This window comes from Arthrobacter sp. D2-10 (assembly GCF_054161285.1).
In genome coordinates this window covers 338,644-354,769 of the sequence record NZ_CP096431.1, presented here as the reverse complement: position 1 = coordinate 354,769, position 16,126 = coordinate 338,644, and the positions used below count along the sequence as shown (strand labels likewise).

The window sequence follows — 16,126 nt, the reverse complement described above, 5'->3', positions numbered from 1 at the left end:
TCCGTCCCTGCGGACAGGTGGACGTTCAGGCCGTCTGCGCCCGTTCGGCCAGCCGCGCCCGGTAGGCCGCGACAGCTGCCCGGTTCCCGCATCCCGACTCGCAGAACCGCCGGGAACGGTTCTTTGACAGGTCCACGAGCACGTTGTCGCAGTCCGGCGATGCGCATACCCTCAACCGGCTCAGCTCCTTGCTGCGCACGAGGTCAACGAACGCCATCGCCGCCTCGACCGCCATCCGAGCCGACAGCGGGGCCTCGCGCGGCGTGGCATGAATGTGATAGTCCCAGGAATCGTGGCGGACAAGCTGCGGAAGGGCATTGAACTCGCGCAGCAGGCTGTTCACCAGCTCCACAACCTGGTCTTCGTCGCCACTCCACAGCGACCGAAGCCTGGGGCGCAGCGTTCGGACTGCCTCGAGCTCGTCATCATCGAGGGCGAGGTTGCCGGTCCAGTTCCAGTCGCGGGCAAACTGCGCGAGAGCACCGACGTCGGAAAGTTGTTCACCGTCCTCGGTATTGACCAGGGCGGCGGCACTCCGCAGACCCTCTTCAGTGTCATTGGCAAAAAGCATGGAGCTCCCCGTTCGAGTGGGCATTCACTGTACGACGCTAGCCCGAATGCGCCTGGAGGAAGGAGTAAACCTCCGTTTCATCCACGCCGGGGAAGGCCCCCGGCGGCATAGCCGCCAACACATGGGAGTGCGCCCGCGCGCTGGGCCACGCGTAGCCGGACCACTCCTGCGCCAACGACGACGGCGGCAGCTTGCAGCACGATTCCTCCGGACAGCGGGACTCACCCCGCACGGTGGTCTCCCGTCCCCGGAACCACTTCACGTGCGCGTAGGGCACGCCGACGCTCACCGAGAACTCTCCGCTGGGGGCGTGCTCCGTTCGGGCCGTGCACCAGAAAGTGCCGCTCGGGGTGTCGGTGTACTGGCTGTAGGCGGAGAACCGGTCAGGCACGTCGAACACCATCCGGGACGTCCACTTCCGGCACGAGGGCTGCCCCTCAATGGCGCCGGTATGGTCCTGGGGGAAGGTTACGCCGTCGTTCTCGTAGGCCTTGTAAATGATGCCGCTCTGGTGTGTCTTCTGGAAGTGCGTCGGGATACCGAGATGCTCGGTGGCGAGGTTGGTGAACCGGTGGGCGGCGGTTTCGTAGGAGACGGCGAAAGCGTCCCGGATGTCCTCGACGGCGATCTCCTTCGCGGCTTTGGCAGCCTGGAGAAACTCGACCGTGGCCTCCTCGGGCAGGAGGAGGGCAGCCGCGAAGTAGTTGGTGGCCACCCGTTGCCGCAGGAACTCGTGGTAGTTCTCCGGCGTCTTGTGCTGCAGCACGTAGTGGCCCAGGGCCTGGAGGAGCACGGACCGCGGGTCATGGTCGGTCCGCTGTGACTGGGTCAGGTAGATCCGCCGGTTCTTCAGGTCCGTCACGGACCGGGTGGAATGCGGCAGGTCGCTGACATGGTGCAGCGTGAACCCGAGGTGCGCCGCAATGTCCGCGATGAGATGCTGCGAGAGAGGCCCCCGCGTATGCCCCACGGACTCCAAAACCTTCTGCGCCTCCCCCTCGATATCCGGGAAGTAGTTGTTCTGCCGGCGCATGACTCCCCGAAGTTCAGCGTTGGCGCGCCGGGCCTCTTCAGGGGTGGCCACCTGCTCGTTCATCCGCCGCTCCAGTTCAGCCTGCAACCCGACGAGCGCCTCCAGCGCCTCCATGGGCAGGCGTGCAGAGGTGCGGACCTTCGGCAGCCCCAGGGACTCGTACAGCGGTCCCCGCTGCGCCCGCTCCAGCGCGATTTCCAGTGCGGCGCGCCTGCTCGGTGGTTCCGCGCCCAGCAGTTGGTCGACGCTCACCTCCAGCGCCTTCGCGAGGGACTGCAGCATGCCCAGCCGGGGCTCACGCTTTCCGTTCTCCAGGAGGGACAGCTGGGAGGGGGCAGTTCCGACGACGGCGCCCAACTCCTCGAGCGTCATGCGACGGCTCTTGCGGAGGTGGCGGAGACGGCGGCCCAGGCTGATGGCATCTCCCCCGTCAGGGGCAGGCTCGGCGTCGGGCAGACGGGTGCGATTCCAACTGGAAGTCGTCATTTCTTGACCATACGCGAAGAATCGCATTTCTTTCCAGAGCTTTCATCTAGATGCCCGTTACAGGATGCAGAATCGTTGACTTCACCAGCACAACCGCACAGGCATTACGCCTCCCGGAAGGACAATTGCAATGACGCAGGAAGCCGCACACCCAGGTGACAACACCAACGCCTACACGGAAGCAGTCCGCGACCTCGAACTCGAGTGGGCAGCCGATCCGCGCTGGCAAGGAATCCAGCGCGACTACTCTGCTGCCGACGTCGTACGCCTTCGCGGCAGCGTGCAGGAGGAGCACACGCTCGCCCGCCGGGGAGCAGAAAAGCTCTGGCAGCAGCTCACTGACCAGGCCCGGACCGGTGAGTACACGCATGCGCTGGGCGCACTGACCGGCAACCAGGCCGTACAGCAGGTGAAGGCCGGGCTGAGGGCCATCTATCTGTCCGGCTGGCAGGTGGCAGCGGACGCCAACCTGTCCGGGCAGACCTACCCGGACCAGTCCCTTTACCCGGCGAACTCGGTCCCGCAGGTGGTTCGGCGCATCAACAACGCGCTGCAGCGGGCGGACCAGATCGAGTGGGCTGAAGGCGTTCTGAGCGGTCGCGAGGAATTCACAGACTGGCTGGTGCCGATTGTGGCCGACGCCGAAGCCGGCTTCGGCGGGCCGCTGAACGCCTTCGAGCTGATGAAGTCCATGATCGCCGCAGGAGCATCCGGGGTGCATTGGGAAGACCAGCTGGCTTCGGAGAAGAAGTGCGGCCACCTCGGCGGTAAGGTCCTCATTCCCACCCAGCAGCATGTCCGCACGCTGAACGCGGCCAGGCTGGCGGCCGACGTCGCCGGGGTCCCTTCGGTGATTGTGGCCCGCACGGATGCCGAAGCGGCAACGCTCATCACATCGGATGTCGATGAGCGGGATCGCCCATTCCTGATCCGCGCCGGATCGGAACCAGTACGGACGCCCGAGGGCTTCTACGAGGTCCGCAACGGCATTGAGCCGTGTATCGCCCGCGCTCATGCGTATGCTCCGTACGCGGACCTGATCTGGATGGAGACCGGCACGCCTGATCTGGAGCTGGCGCGGCGCTTCGCCGAAGCGGTCAAGGCCGAGTTCCCTGATCAGATGCTTGCGTACAACTGCTCCCCGTCGTTCAACTGGCGCAAGCACCTCGACGACGCCACCATCGCGACGTTCCAGCGCGAGCTCGGCGCCATGGGCTTCACCTTCCAGTTCATCACCCTCGCCGGGTTCCACGCCCTGAACTACTCGATGTTCGATCTGGCGCACGGTTATGCCACCGACGGCATGAGCGCCTATGTGGACCTCCAGCAACGCGAGTTCGACGCCGAAGAACGCGGCTACACGGCCACCAAGCATCAGCGGGAGGTTGGCACCGGCTACTTCGATCAGGTAGCCGGCGCCCTCAACCCGACCGGCAGCACCCTTGCCCTGGCCGGCTCCACCGAGACCCAGCAGTTCTCCTGAACCCTCCTCCCCCTCCCTTTCCCTTTGCATCGAGTGGGCGCTGAGGACCAGCCAGGCGCCCCGCTGCGGTCATTTCTGCCCACTCGATCTGGACATTCAGCCAGGAGCATCACCATGAACACCACCGGCATCACACTGACCGCCCCACCGATCCCCCGCCAGGATGAAATCCTTACCGCCGAAGCGCTGGACTTCCTCCGTGAACTGCATGACTTCGCAGAACCGCGCCGTCAGGAGCTGCTGCAGCGCCGCCGCGAAGCACGCAGCCGCATTGCCCAGGGCGAGGATCCCCGCTTCCTTCCCCACACCGCACACATCAGGAACGACGACGGCTGGAAGGTCGCGCCGCCGGCTCCCGGTCTAAAGGACCGGCGGGTGGAAATCACCGGCCCTGTGGACCGCAAGATGACTGTCAACGCCCTGAACTCCGGGGCGAACGTCTGGCTGGCGGATCTCGAGGATTCGTTGACTCCCACCTGGTCCAATGTCATCATCGGCCAGTTGAACCTCCACGACGCCCTGCGGCGCAGAATCGACTTCACCACCGAGGAGGGCAAGGAGTACCGGCTCGGAGAGACGCTGCCCACCGTCGTCGTGCGTCCTCGCGGGTGGCACCTGCCCGAGCAGCACATCCTGATTGAGGGCGAACCACTCTCCGGCGGCATCGCGGACTTCGGCCTGCATTTCTTCCACAACGCGCGGACTCTCATTGATCAGGGCCGGGGGCCGTACTTCTACCTGCCCAAGCTCGAAAACCACCTCGAAGCGCGGTTGTGGAACGACGTGTTCGTCCGCGCCCAGCAACTGCTCGGCATTCCCCGCGGGACCATCCGCGCCACCGTTCTGATTGAAACGATCACGGCGGCATTCGAGATGGAGGAAATCCTTTACGAACTGCGCGAACACTCCTCCGGGTTGAACGCGGGCCGATGGGACTATATCTTCTCGATCATCAAGAACTTCAGGCTGCGCGGTCCCAGGTTCGTCCTGCCGGACCGCACCATGGTCACCATGACCGCGCCGTTCATGCGCGCCTACACCGAGCAGTTGGTACGCACCTGTCACCGGCGTGGTGCGCATGCGATCGGAGGCATGTCGGCATTTATACCCAGCCGTCGCGATGAGGCGGTCAACGCCGTCGCGCTCGAGAAGGTCCACACGGACAAGATGCGTGAGGCCGGCGACGGTTTCGACGGCTCATGGGTAGCCCATCCGGACCTGGTTCCGGTTGCCCGCGCTGTCTTTGACGTCGTGCTCGGCGAGTTGCCCCACCAGTTCGACCGGCAACGCACCGACGTCGTGCCCGATGACCGCGCACTGATCGACCTCACCGGCACCCAGGGGCTCATTACGGAAGCGGGTATCCGCACCAATCTGGAGGTCGGAGTCCGCTACCTCGAGGCCTGGCTGCGGGGGAACGGTGCTGTGACGCTGAAGAACCTGATGGAGGATGCCGCCACCGCGGAAATCTCCCGGTCGCAGATCTGGCAGTGGGTACATGCCCAGGCCGTGACCGACACCGGTGAGATCGTCACCCTGGAGTGGGTCTCGCAGCTGCTGGAGGAGGAGTTCGAGCGGCTCCCACGCTTCGATGATGACCGGTTCGACGACGCCCGCCGGCTGTTCGAGAAGGTGGCTCTCGGTGACGACTTCCCTGAGTTCCTCACCCTGCCCGCCTACACCCGGCACCTCTGCGCGAGGCAGGCTCCGGCACCGGCCCTGCAGCGGTAATCTTCACGTTCCCTTGGCAGGACGGGCCCCCCAGAGGGTGCAAACGGGGAGTGTTCTGCCGACTCGGAGCGGGCTGGGACACGTGAGGCAAATGACGGCGGTGAGCGGGAATGCGCACCGCCGTCGTTCCGTTGCCCACGGTATGCATATTGAAATCTGGTCCGATGTGAAATGCCCCTGGTGCTTTGTGGGCAAGCGCCGCTTCGAGAAGGCCCTGGCCGATTTCCCGCACCGGGACAGCGTCGACGTGACGTGGAAGAGCTTTCAGCTGGACCCCAGTCTCCCCGAGCACTATGAGGGCACCGAGCAGCAGTACCTGTCCGAGCGCAAGGGCATCGCACCCGAGCAGGTCCGTCAGATGTGGAACCAGCTCACCTCATCAGCGGCCGACGTCGGCGTGAACTTTGATTTCGACGCCGTCGTGGTGGGCAACAGCTTCACTGCGCACCGGTTCCTGCACCTCGCCAAGTCGCTCGGGAAGGGCAACGACGCCAAGGAAGTGATTCTTTCGGCGCACTTCGAGCAGGGGCTCGACACCTCGGACGTGGAAGTCCTCGTGACGCTCGGCAAGGAGTTGGGGATCGATGAGCAGTCGGTGCGCGAAACCATCGCCGGCGAGGGATTCGCGGAGGACGTGCGGCACGAGATCAACGAGGCTCGGACACTGGGCATCAGCGGCGTCCCGTTCTTCGTGATCGACCGGAAGTACGGCATCTCCGGAGCGCAACCCGCCGAACTATTCCGACAGGCGCTGGATCAGGCCTGGCAGGAAAGCCACCCGCTGATCCCCATGTCGGCAACCCCCGACGGCGAGGCCTGCGGACCGGACGGCTGTTAGCCGGCCCGTCGCCGTCGTCGTTCTTTTGCCTGCGTTCGTCAGGGAGCGGACGGCGACGGCGACGGCGTGGCGCTCGCCGTTGATGCAAGCTCACACGTGAGCCCACCCGGTTCCGCGTTTACTTCCTCCGCCGGCACCAGCGATTCGAACTCAGAGCCAAGGACGACGTCGACCGTAGCGTCGGGGCGTTCGTCCTCGACGTAGACCGTTTCGGGGATGATGCGTTGCAGGGTGAATGCCTGTGCGTGCCCGTCCGGCCCGGACACGATGATGGCGGTCATGTTGGTCTGGGCGACCGAGCGGTTTCCGATGGTGCCCAGGACAAATCCGCGTTCCTCCAGTGCCGCCGATGCATTACCGGCGAGCCCGGCGATGCTGGTGCTGTTGAGGATGTTCACAGTCACCGTCGCCGGATCGACGAGGTCGAACGGCCCGAGGGGGCAGGCGCTGACGGGGGTGGGCGTTGCCTCCGGCACCGGGAGCTTGACGTCTCCCCGCGCCAGGGCGAGCGCGAAGAACACTGCTGCGGCCAGTAGCGCTACGAGCAACACCAGAACGATGCCGTGGCGCAGCCTGCGCATGTAGATGTGCGGGCGCTCTACGTTGCCGTCGTCTGCGAAAACCGTTTCGAGGTCGTTTTCAGTAACAATGCGGTGTCCGTGCCACTCGATCGGGTTCCTCTTGGACCGGACGGGCTTCCGCTTGGGCGTTCTAGCCATCGATAACCAGAACGCGGGCGTGCAGGATGGTTCGCTGGTGCAGCGCGGTGCGAACCGCGCGGTGCAGGCCATCCTCAAGGTAGAGCGTGTCGTTCCACTGCACCACGTGCGGGAACAGATCGCCGAAGAATGTGGAGTCTTCCGCCAGCAGCGCCTCAAGGTCGAGGGTGGTCTTGGTTGTGACGAGCTCGTCCAGCCGAACCTGGCGTGGGGCCACGTTTGCCCAGTCCTTGGGCGTCAGGTGTCCATGGTCGGGGTAGGGGCGTCCATCGCTCACTGCTTTAAAGATCACCAATACAGCCTAGGCAAGATATCGCCGCAAGGGAATGTGACGCCACGGCGGCGCGGCCGTCGTCGCCAAATGGTTATAGCTTCAAGCGCTCGGCTGGAGGAACCGTTCCCGATCAGGCCGCATCGATCGGCACACTTCGTTTTGCGATCACGGCGCCGGTGATCCAGTCTTCCCACTGGACGTTCAGGTAGTACCTGCCGGGTGCGGGCGGTAGAAGGAGCATGTCATAGCGTTCAGCTGCCCCGTAGGCGAGCCTGCTTGTAGTCAGCGGGTACTCTGCGTCCCTGCATGGTGGAGCCGGCGCGTTGGGCACCGAGGTGTCCCGGAAGGGGCGTCCGTCATGCGAGATGATTTCGGCAATCGGCACCTCCGCTCCTCCGGCGTCGGTAAACGTCACCAGATTGGGCAGATAGTTCGCGTTCACCGTCCGCAACAAAGTCGGCTTCTTGGGACCGCCCACCACGTTGGCGCGAAGCCTGGACAGACTCCAGACGATCTCCTTGCCTGCGGGGCGCCGGGCCAGTTCACCACCCAGGAGGTAGAAGTGGCGCGGCTCGAACCGGTTCAGACCGGCGTCCTCGCCTGAGAGCCCGTCAGCATGGTTCATTTCATGCCAGCGTGGGTCCAGGCAGTAGGGAGCGAACAGCGCTTCTGTATCAATGTCGTACTCCGGTCCGTCCACAAACGCCCGGCGGGCGCCGGGACTCACCGGGTAATCCGGGTGAACCACGGGGTCGATGACCAGCGGGCCGAACATGCCCATCTGGACGTGCAGCGGCGTGTTGACGTGGCAGTGGTAGAAGTACGTCCCCGCGGCGCCATAGTTGGGGTCACCGGGACGGCCTGCTTCCGGCTGCATCTGGTAGGTGTATTGCCCGTCGACCTCGAAGGAGGTATGGCCCACGCCGTCGTTCCGGGGGTCGGGTTCCATGCCATGCCAGTGGATGGTGTGGGGGCCCTTGCTCGGATGGACAGTGGCGTGGAAGATCTTCCCCTCCTGAACCCTGAGCGTAGGCCCGGGGAACCCGCGCTCGAACCGGTCATCTTCGAAACTCCACATCTCGAATTCGGCGCCGTCGTCCAGGACGAGGTCGCGGCTGTGAAAGTCGAAGTCAACAGAGACGGCAGCCGTCTGGAGGAACTCCGTCACCGGGTTGGAGACCTCCAGCTGGTCGGAGCTGAAGTCCACCTGGCTCTGGAACCGGTGGTGCAGTTGGGGTTCCGGTACGACGATGGGGTCAGGCGCCTCCGTCGGTACAGCGGTCGCCGAGGGAGTCGCGGAAGCGCTGGCAGTCGCGGTTTCGGTCGCTGTAGCGGTCGCAGTAGCGGTCGCGGTCTCGGTCGCCGTAGCGGTCGCCGTAGAGGTTGCGGTCGCTGTTGCGGACGCGGTCGGCTTCGCTGAAGCAGATGCCGAAGGCTTGGCGCTCGCGCTCGGCTTCACGGAGGGCTTCACCGTCGCTGTCGGCTTGGGCGATGGTGTCGGTTTACGCGTCCGCTTGGCTTTGCGCGCCTCCTCCTGACGCCGTCGTTCTTCCTCCCGACGACGGCGCTCGGCCAGCTTCTGCAGTTTCTCGGTCGTGCGAACCGAGCGCTTACGGCTGAAGATACTCACTGATTGCCTCCTGGGTTGGGACCCTTCAGGGTCCAGTGGGCAACTAGACCGCCCGGATACATTCCGCCCGCAGCAGTCTGGGACGGTTCGGCGTGGCAGTGCATGGGGTAGACCCAGTCGCCGGTACGCGCGAACCACACGGGATCAATGGCGTCCGGCGGCCGCTTGATGGGGATGATGATGTCTTTGCGGTCCATGGGTTCGAGTTCGACGACGTCCTCCCACTGCTGCAGGACCACGTGACCGTCTGAATCAACGAAGCCCTCGTGCCGCGGCCAGTCCACGCCGTTTCGGCGGACCACCCAGACGTGGTTGCCGTGGAAGTGCATCTGGTGGAAGACGATTCCGGGATTGACCAGCCGCACCAGTTGTCCGCCTCTGAGCGTGCCCGCTTCCGTGCCCTCTCCGAACTGACGGACGTCCAGCTGCCGGGGATATCCGGAGATCAGGGTTTCCTCCTCGGTGGCAAGGTTGACAGCCTCGTCGAACGTGATCCCGAGGGACTCGAATCCGCTGCGCCCGTTGAGGGTGAAATACCGCGGTACGGCCCTGGTCTGTGCGGCATTCACGGTCTGGCCCGCGGCCTCCATGGACGCCCAGCGGGGTTCCACCGCATGGGAGATCCACAGCCACTGACGCTCAAAGGTTGCGCGGTCCGCCGCGATGTCCCACTGGTGCTCCGGGTCCATCACTACAAGCACCCCAAAGAGTCCGAGCACGCGTTCGACCGGCGCATTCGTGGGATCAGCGAAGATGTACGTGCCCGGGGGCGGACAGGGGAATTCGATCATGGCCACTGCATCGGGGCCGATAGCGCCGGTGGTGTAGTCCGCACCACCGGGTGCCGCTCCAAAGACCGTCAGGGTGTGCGGCTTGTTCAGCCGGTTCTGCACCCGCATCCGAACCGTGCTTCCCAACTCCGCGATGATGGTGCGTTGGGGGAAGTAACTCGCCCAGTAGTTCCGCCGGATGAAGTACTGCCCGGGGTTGGCCGGGTCCGGACCCACCGGAGTCGGGGTGCCACGCGGCGGCAGCGGCCTCTCCAACGGGTAGGTACGGCTGGGAATCACATCGCCCCCCATGGTGATGATCGTCGGGTCCATGGTGAGGCTGGGACTCGCGTCGTCAATGTCCGTGGGCCGGCTGCCGAATCCGCGATGGTAGACGAGGGTGTCGTCGACCATCTTGAGATAGCCGTCGTTGATGTAGACGTCCAGGACGCCGGGGATCGGCGCTAGGGCCAGCGGGACGGGTGTGCGGGCAACTCGGTGCCTGGGCGCGGCCGGCTGAACCAGCGGCAGCGCTGCAAAGCCCAGTCCGGCCGCTGCTCCGAGCTTGAGGAGGTCCGCCCGGGCAAGTATGTCAGGAGGCAACTGCTCAGCCATGATGATCCTCCAGGGAGCCTGGTCGAAGGGAAATACGGGGAAGGGCCAGCACCAGCGGCGCCGGACCGCCCCAGGGATCCGTGAACTGGGCTGCGAGACCCGCGGCGCCGGTTGGAACCAGGAAGCTGATCCACAGGCTGCGTTGGGAACCGGGAGTCAGCAGGATCTTGGATACGTCGGCGGCCCGGTTGGTGACCGTCGTCGTCTTTGTCACCACGAGGCGCAGCTGCCCGGGAGCGAACAAGACGTTCCGCTCGGAGGTGTTGCGCACGTCCAGCTCGACGGCGAGATGTTCGCCCCAGGTGTGATTGAACGGTTGGGACCCCGCGCCGGGCGGAGCGGCTCCGCTCGAGGAGTGGCCACCGGCTGCGTGCCCTCCGACCCCGCCTACCAGCCGTGCCTGCCGCTCAGCCGCTGCAATCCGGACGGACCCGAACGACGTCGGAACCTCCTCGGTGCCACCGGCGGCGGAGACTATCCCCCAGCCCGCAGCGGTGCCCAGAGCACCGGTGCCTATCAGAATGCCAAAAACTCTCCGCGTAAGTCCGGTGGGATAGTCGGCTGCCTCCCCAGGCATCAGGTCAGCCGCACCCTGCTCGGCCAGCGCGATTTTTTCAATCGCCATTACTCGCCCTTAATACGTGCATGGATGCTGCAGGCTTCAATCTTCCGACCAGGACCTTGGAGAAACCCTGCTCGAGCAGTTCCGGCGATTTCGCCGTCATGGATTTCGCTGCCTTCCCCGGTTCCGCGGATACTGGGGCAGTGACTTCTTCGGTGCCTCCTTCCGCGTCCATGCCCACGCCTATGGGCCTGCTGCTCGACGTCGACGGGCCGGTTGCGAGCCCCGTCTCGCGCAGCGTCCGGTTCGAGATCATCGACGCCCTCATCCGCCTCGCGGCAGCCGGCTGGCCGGTCATCTTCAACACGGGCCGGTCTGATGACTTCATCCGCGAAGAGGTCATGAAGCCGATGCTGGCTGCGGGCATCCCGGAGGGCGTCAGGTTCCACGCCATCTGTGAGAAGGGCGCCACCTGGTTCAGTTTCGACTCCGACGGCCCCACGCCCGTCCAGGTCGACCAGACTCTGGCCCTGCCTCAGGAGTTCGGGAACGAGGTGCGGACGCTGGTGGAGCAGAAGTTCGCTGACCACATGTTCTTTGACGAGACCAAGCGCGCCATGGTGTCAATCGAGCAGCGCCTCGATGTGGAGAACGAGGACTACCTCGACCGTCAGGGACCGTTCGACGCCGCGGTCCTTGAGATCATGCAGCACTTCGACATGGGCGTGTGCCGCCTGGCGCACCACCTTCCGGACAGCGACGACAGCGTCGACTACCGGGTGGACCCCACCATCATTTCCACCGACATTGAATCGGTGCGCGTCGGCAAGGACCTCGGCGCGGAGCGCGCCCTCACCCTGATCGACGGCGCTGTTCCGCATGTCTGGCGCACCGTGGGCGATTCACGCACCGACTACGCCATGGCGGACTACCTGCACGAGCACGGCTACAGCGTCGCCCATGTGGACGTCCGGCCCGCCGACGGCATTCCGGAGAAGCCCTACCCCGTCCTCACCGAGGGTGACCTCATCCACGACGACGCGGGCGCCGCTTTCCTGCTGCACTGCGCCGAGGCTGCCGTTTCCGCCGTCTAGCCGTTCAGAGTCTTCTCGATCGCAGACACAACTTCGTCGGAGTCAGGCTCGACAGTGGGGGCAAACCGCGCAACCACGGTACCGGCGTCGTTCACCAGGAACTTCTCGAAGTTCCACTTCACCAGGCCCGGAAGCACGCCGTTCCTGAACTTGGTGAGCTCGGCATAGAGCGGGTGCTGGTCCCGGCCGCGGACATCGGTCTTCCGGGTCAGTGGGAACGTGACGTCGAAGGTGCTGGAGCAGAATGCCTGGATGTCCTCGTCGGTTCCGGGTTCCTGCCCCATGAACTGATTGCTGGGCACGCCCAACACCACGAAGCCGCGGTCCGCATACCTCCGGTAGAGCTCCTCAAGCGCCGCGTACTGGGGTGTGAAACCACATTGCGAGGCGACGTTCACCACCAGGACGGTCTTGCCCTGAAAGTCGCCGAAGGTCCGCTCGGTGCCGTCGATCATGGTCAGAGGGATGTCATGAAGTTTCTGCGCGGACACTCGTGCTCCTTGGCTGTCGTTGTCTTTGGTACTCGATTGCAGTTCGTCGACCGCCCCTCATCCGGATGGGACGTTCAGGAGGAACCTGCATACTGGAGCGATGGCGTCACCCCTCTCCCGCCTGCGGGTTGAACTCAAGAACACCTTCACCGGCACCGGTGCCGAACCGCCCGCCTGGACAGAGGAACTCGCGGAAGGGAACGACGCCGGCTACTTCGCTCCCGGTTCCGCCGTCTGGTCGGTTCACAGCTCCATGACTCCGACGGTGGGCGGCATCCGTGCACTCCTGCTTCAGGCGCTGCATCCGGGTGCCATGGCGGGGGTGTATGCCCATTCCGACTTCCGCGAGGACCCGCTGGGCAGGCTCGCGAACACCATCCGCTGGATCTTCACCGTCACGTACGGGTCCACCGACGCCGCGCAGAGCGCTTCAGGCTGGGTACGCCGCCTGCACGAGAAGGTGACCGGCACGTACGTGGACGCCGCCGGCGTCGAGCGTTCCTATGCCGCCAACGACCCTCATCTGCTGCGGTGGGTGCATCTGGCGTTCACTGACGCGTTCCTCAGCGCGCACCGGGAGTACGGGCTGAAGTTTCCCGGCGGACCGGACGAGTACGTGAAGGAGTGGGCGATCGCGGGAGAACTGATGGGCGTCACTGACCCGCCGCGCAGCGTCGCTGAACTGCGTGATCAGCTCTCCGCATACGACGGCGAACTCGCTTCCAGCCACCAGGTCCAGGACGCGCTGGCCTACATCAAGCGACCCCCGCTTCCGCGGTCCCAGCGTCTGGGCTACCGGATCCTTTTTGCCGGGGCGGTGGCCACGCTCACCCCTCGGCACCGGGAACTGCTCGGCCTGTCGTTGCCGCACATCGGGCCCTTACCGTTGCCGGTCAAGCCGGCTGTCCTGCTGGTGCTGGGAGCCATCAAGCTCGGTCTGGGCAGGCAGGGACCGAGTGAGGCAGCAGCGCTTCGGCGGATCCGGCGGGTGCAGGGGCAGCACCCGCCGGACCCGGCGACCAGCTGAAGACCGGACTAGCTGGCCGGTGCCTTACGGTCCGGCAGTGCCAGCCGGAAGACCTTCGCCCACGCGGACCCGACCTGCTTGAGCAGGGGCCCGGTGGTGTACGGCAGTCCATAGCGCTTGCAGATGTCACGGACCTTCGGGGCGATCTCGTGGTACCTGTTCGACGGGAGGTCAGGGAACAGGTGGTGCTCGATCTGGTGGGAGAGGTTTCCGGTCATCAGGTGCATGAACTTCGAGCCGGAGATGTTCGCCGAGCCGATCATCTGCCGCACATACCAGTCACCACGGGTTTCGCCGTCGACCATTTCCTCGGTGAAGGTGTCAGTGCCGGCTGGGAAGTGACCGCAGAAGATCACTGCGTGGGCCCAGACATTACGGACTGCGTTCGCGGTCAGGGTTCCCGTCAAGGCCTGCCTGCCCGAGCCGGTGAGCATTGCGACGACGGGCGTGGCGACGTAATCCTTGCCGAACTGCTTGGCGGCCTTGCGCCCAAGTGCCTGCAGGTCCCGGCGAAGGGCGTCTTTTGATTTGGTGCCGTCCTTGTATTCCGGCAACTCAAGATCGTAGAGCGCGATGCCCCACTCGAAGAGCGGCGCGAGCACGGCGTTGTACACCGGGTTGCCCAGGTTAAAGGGCCGCCAGGGCTGGTCGTCGTCCATGCGCAGGAGGTTGTAGCCGACGTCGCGGTCCTTGCCCACCACGTTGGTCCAGCGGTGGTGCAGGTCGTTATGGGTATGCTGCCAGGACCGTGTGGGCGTGACAAAGTCCCAGTCCCAGGTCGTGGAGTGGATGTCCGGATCCCGCATCCAGTCCCACTGGCCGTGCAGGATGTTGTGACCGAGCTCCATATTCTCCAGGATCTTGGCGAAGCTCAGCATGGTGGTGCCTGCCACCCACGCTGCCTTGTTCCGTCCGACAAGCAATGCTGCACGTCCACCGAACTCGAGGATGCGCTGAGCCTTGATGACGCGCCGGATGTAGGCGGCATCAGGCTTCCCCCGTCGGCCGAGCACCTCATCGCGGATGGCGTCGAGTTCACGGGCCAGTTCGGCAACCTGCTCATCGGAAAGATGCGCAGCTGCCGGCGGGCGGACAAGCGGATGCCCGGTCTCGGCGAGCGCTCCCGGCCGTCGTCGGGTTGCCGGTCTTTCAACCGCAGTGTCCTCTGACACCTGATCTACAAGGTTCGTCATATTCTCACTCCTTCGATCCGAGTTATATGTCGAGGTTTACGGGTCCGGCTGCTGCCGAAACGCACGTCTGAATCAATTGCCCGGGTTCTCCATGTACTTCGTTGGTGCGAAGGTCCCGGACTTGTCCTGCCCGAAGCGGGATGAGGCAGCTGTGGCAGATTCCCATGCGGCAGCCGCTGGGCATGAGGAGGCCTTCGTCTTCCCCGACCTCGAGCAGCGGAGTGTTGCCGTCCGCCTCAACCTCCCGGTCGGAGGCCTCGAAGGTGACCAGTCCGCCGTCGTTCCCGGTGCCTTCCGCCAAAGCGGTGCTGAAGCGTTCGATGGTGAGGCTCCCGGCCGGCAGTTTCGCCTGGCGCTCCCACAGCGACTCTGCGCTTTCCAGGAATCTCTCCGGTCCGCACGCGTAGGCCGCGCGCTCACGCCAATCGGAACACAACCGGTCAAGGACGGCGGGAGTGTTGAAATCGATGCGGCCATGCTCACCGGTGAACCAGAGCTTCACCTTGAACTGTCGGAACTGGTCGGCGAGCTCGCGGAGCTCCTCGACGAAGAGGCTTGTCTTCGGCGTGCGAGCGGAATGAATCAACACAACATCCGCGTCCGGCCGGCGGGGAACAAGCGTGCGGATCATGGACATCACCGGGGTGATGCCGCTCCCCGCTGTCAGCATCAGAAGCGGCCGCGGCCGATCAGGGAGTACGAAGGTGCCCTGAGGCGGGGCAAGGAAAAGAATGTCACCGGGTTTGGTCTCACGGACAAGGACGCCGGACACGGCACCCATGTCGGTAACGGTGATGGCGGGATCCTGACCGGCAGCTGTGCTCAGGGAATACGAGCGCCAGTGGCGGACTCCGTTCAGTTCCACGCCGATGCGCGCCCACTGCCCTGCGCGGTGTGCTTTCCAGCCCCTGCCGGGGTGGAAGTAGATCGTCACGGAGTCTGCGGTCTCCGGCACCACTTTCGTGACGATGCCGCGCAGTTGGCGTGACGAAAACACCGGGTTGAATAGCGACAGAAAATCTTCCGGCGCGAGCGGTGTGGTCAGTGCCGAGAACGCGTGTCTCAGCTTCGGTAGCCGGGTCATGCCTGCAGGTCCAATCGCAACTCCTTACAGGATGGGCACATGGCTGAAGGTATCAGGCCACACAGCCGATGCTGTATTCAGTGTGAACTCCATACTTATGCTTCGGAAGACTCATTGCACAATACACTTTACTCAGCATGCTTACGATCACTTCAAAGTCCAGTGAAATGCAGAACACCCCAGCTGTAAAGCCGGGGTGTTCTGTGTGAAGCGCGGAGGATGGGGGATTTGAACCCCCGAGGGCGTTAACCCAACACGCGTTCCAGGCGTGCGCCATAGGCCGCTAGGCGAATCCTCCTTGTTTGGAGCAGGTTCCAGAATACCCGCACATGCCTGATGTGCCGAATCGGGTGCTCTCCGGCGACCGGCGAAGCCCCTGCTCCGATTCCTGTAGACTATTTCGCGGCCCCTCATGTGGTGTCATCCTGTTGAACTCCCCCAGGACCGGAAGGTAGCAAGGGTAGGCCGGCTCTGGCAGGTGCATGAGGGGTCTTTACGTTCCCTGCCAGCCGCGTTTGGAGGATC

The 16,126-nt window shown here is 64.6% G+C and carries 15 protein-coding genes, 1 tRNA gene and 1 other RNA gene; 6 read left to right on the top strand and 11 right to left on the bottom strand.

Annotated features, from left to right (window positions below):
• Positions 1-25 precede the first annotated feature (25 nt).
• Both M1D74_RS01815 and M1D74_RS01810 read right to left on the bottom strand, forming a co-directional pair.
• Positions 26-571: a CGNR zinc finger domain-containing protein gene (locus M1D74_RS01815; RefSeq protein WP_458116284.1), complete on the bottom strand. Its 546-nt coding sequence runs from the start codon at positions 569-571 to the stop codon at positions 26-28.
• A 37-nt stretch (positions 572-608) separates the two neighbouring features.
• On the bottom strand, positions 609-2,117 hold the full coding sequence (locus M1D74_RS01810) for a helix-turn-helix domain-containing protein (RefSeq protein ID WP_458116283.1): 1,509 nt from the start codon (positions 2,115-2,117) through the stop codon (positions 609-611).
• A gap of 103 nt (positions 2,118-2,220) precedes the next feature.
• On the opposite strand from M1D74_RS01810, the gene aceA reads away from it, so the two are divergent.
• The 3 genes from aceA (at position 2,221) to M1D74_RS01795 (ending at position 6,142) form a co-directional block, all read left to right on the top strand.
• Positions 2,221-3,573, top strand: a complete 1,353-nt coding sequence (aceA, locus tag M1D74_RS01805) for an isocitrate lyase (RefSeq protein WP_309069867.1) — start codon at positions 2,221-2,223, stop codon at positions 3,571-3,573.
• Between the two features lie 114 nt (positions 3,574-3,687).
• Positions 3,688-5,304, top strand: a complete 1,617-nt coding sequence (gene aceB / locus M1D74_RS01800; RefSeq protein ID WP_458116282.1) for a malate synthase A — start codon at positions 3,688-3,690, stop codon at positions 5,302-5,304.
• A gap of 142 nt (positions 5,305-5,446) precedes the next feature.
• On the top strand, positions 5,447-6,142 hold the full coding sequence (locus M1D74_RS01795) for a DsbA family oxidoreductase (RefSeq protein ID WP_458117118.1): 696 nt from the start codon (positions 5,447-5,449) through the stop codon (positions 6,140-6,142).
• A 38-nt stretch (positions 6,143-6,180) separates the two neighbouring features.
• On the opposite strand, the gene M1D74_RS01790 is transcribed toward M1D74_RS01795, so the two are convergent.
• The 5 genes from M1D74_RS01790 to M1D74_RS01770 all read right to left on the bottom strand — a co-directional run bounded on the left by M1D74_RS01790 (position 6,181) and on the right by M1D74_RS01770 (position 10,775).
• Entirely contained in the window at positions 6,181-6,861 is a 681-nt protein-coding gene (locus M1D74_RS01790) for a LytR C-terminal domain-containing protein (RefSeq protein WP_458116281.1), read from the bottom strand.
• The gene (locus tag M1D74_RS01785; protein WP_309123666.1) at positions 6,854-7,153 is read right to left on the bottom strand and encodes a type II toxin-antitoxin system VapB family antitoxin; all 300 of its coding nucleotides are present in this window, start codon (positions 7,151-7,153) and stop codon (positions 6,854-6,856) included. Before M1D74_RS01785 ends, M1D74_RS01790 begins: the two co-directional genes overlap by 8 nt.
• Positions 7,154-7,265: 112 nt before the next feature.
• A complete protein-coding gene (locus M1D74_RS01780) occupies positions 7,266-8,765 on the bottom strand; it encodes a multicopper oxidase domain-containing protein (RefSeq protein ID WP_458116280.1) in 1,500 nt (499 codons plus the stop codon).
• Positions 8,762-10,150 (bottom strand): multicopper oxidase domain-containing protein, encoded by a 1,389-nt coding sequence (locus M1D74_RS01775; RefSeq protein WP_458116279.1) that lies wholly within the window; start codon positions 10,148-10,150, stop codon positions 8,762-8,764. Before M1D74_RS01775 ends, M1D74_RS01780 begins: the two co-directional genes overlap by 4 nt.
• Complete coding sequence (locus M1D74_RS01770) at positions 10,143-10,775, bottom strand: hypothetical protein (protein WP_309069862.1); 633 nt, start codon at positions 10,773-10,775, stop codon at positions 10,143-10,145. The genes M1D74_RS01775 and M1D74_RS01770 overlap by 8 nt, the downstream gene beginning before the upstream one ends.
• Before the next feature lie 170 nt (positions 10,776-10,945).
• Between M1D74_RS01770 and M1D74_RS01765 the strand changes: the two genes are divergently transcribed.
• Complete coding sequence (locus M1D74_RS01765) at positions 10,946-11,806, top strand: hypothetical protein (RefSeq protein ID WP_458117117.1); 861 nt, start codon at positions 10,946-10,948, stop codon at positions 11,804-11,806.
• Here the strand turns inward: M1D74_RS01765 and M1D74_RS01760 are convergent.
• Positions 11,803-12,261 (bottom strand): glutathione peroxidase, encoded by a 459-nt coding sequence (locus tag M1D74_RS01760; protein WP_309069952.1) that lies wholly within the window; start codon positions 12,259-12,261, stop codon positions 11,803-11,805. The two genes, M1D74_RS01765 and M1D74_RS01760, sit on opposite strands and share 4 nt — an antisense overlap.
• Before the next feature lie 136 nt (positions 12,262-12,397).
• Here M1D74_RS01760 and M1D74_RS01755 point away from each other — a divergent pair, with 136 nt between their 5' ends.
• Positions 12,398-13,324 carry an oxygenase MpaB family protein gene (locus M1D74_RS01755; RefSeq protein WP_458116278.1) on the top strand — a complete coding sequence of 309 codons (927 nt, stop codon included), beginning with the start codon at positions 12,398-12,400 and terminating at the stop codon, positions 13,322-13,324.
• 8 nt (positions 13,325-13,332) lie between these two features.
• Here M1D74_RS01755 and M1D74_RS01750 read toward each other — a convergent pair whose 3' ends face one another.
• From M1D74_RS01750 to M1D74_RS01740, 3 genes are all read right to left on the bottom strand, one after another.
• Positions 13,333-14,517 carry a fatty acid desaturase family protein gene (locus M1D74_RS01750; protein WP_458116277.1) on the bottom strand — a complete coding sequence of 395 codons (1,185 nt, stop codon included), beginning with the start codon at positions 14,515-14,517 and terminating at the stop codon, positions 13,333-13,335.
• A 22-nt stretch (positions 14,518-14,539) separates the two neighbouring features.
• Positions 14,540-15,601: a ferredoxin reductase gene (locus M1D74_RS01745; protein ID WP_458116276.1), complete on the bottom strand. Its 1,062-nt coding sequence runs from the start codon at positions 15,599-15,601 to the stop codon at positions 14,540-14,542.
• A gap of 213 nt (positions 15,602-15,814) precedes the next feature.
• Positions 15,815-15,899 (bottom strand) — tRNA-Ser (locus M1D74_RS01740).
• A 103-nt stretch (positions 15,900-16,002) separates the two neighbouring features.
• On the opposite strand from M1D74_RS01740, the gene ffs reads away from it, so the two are divergent.
• Positions 16,003-16,099: signal recognition particle sRNA small type (gene ffs, locus M1D74_RS01735), an RNA gene on the top strand.
• The last annotated feature ends 27 nt before the right edge of the window (positions 16,100-16,126 follow it).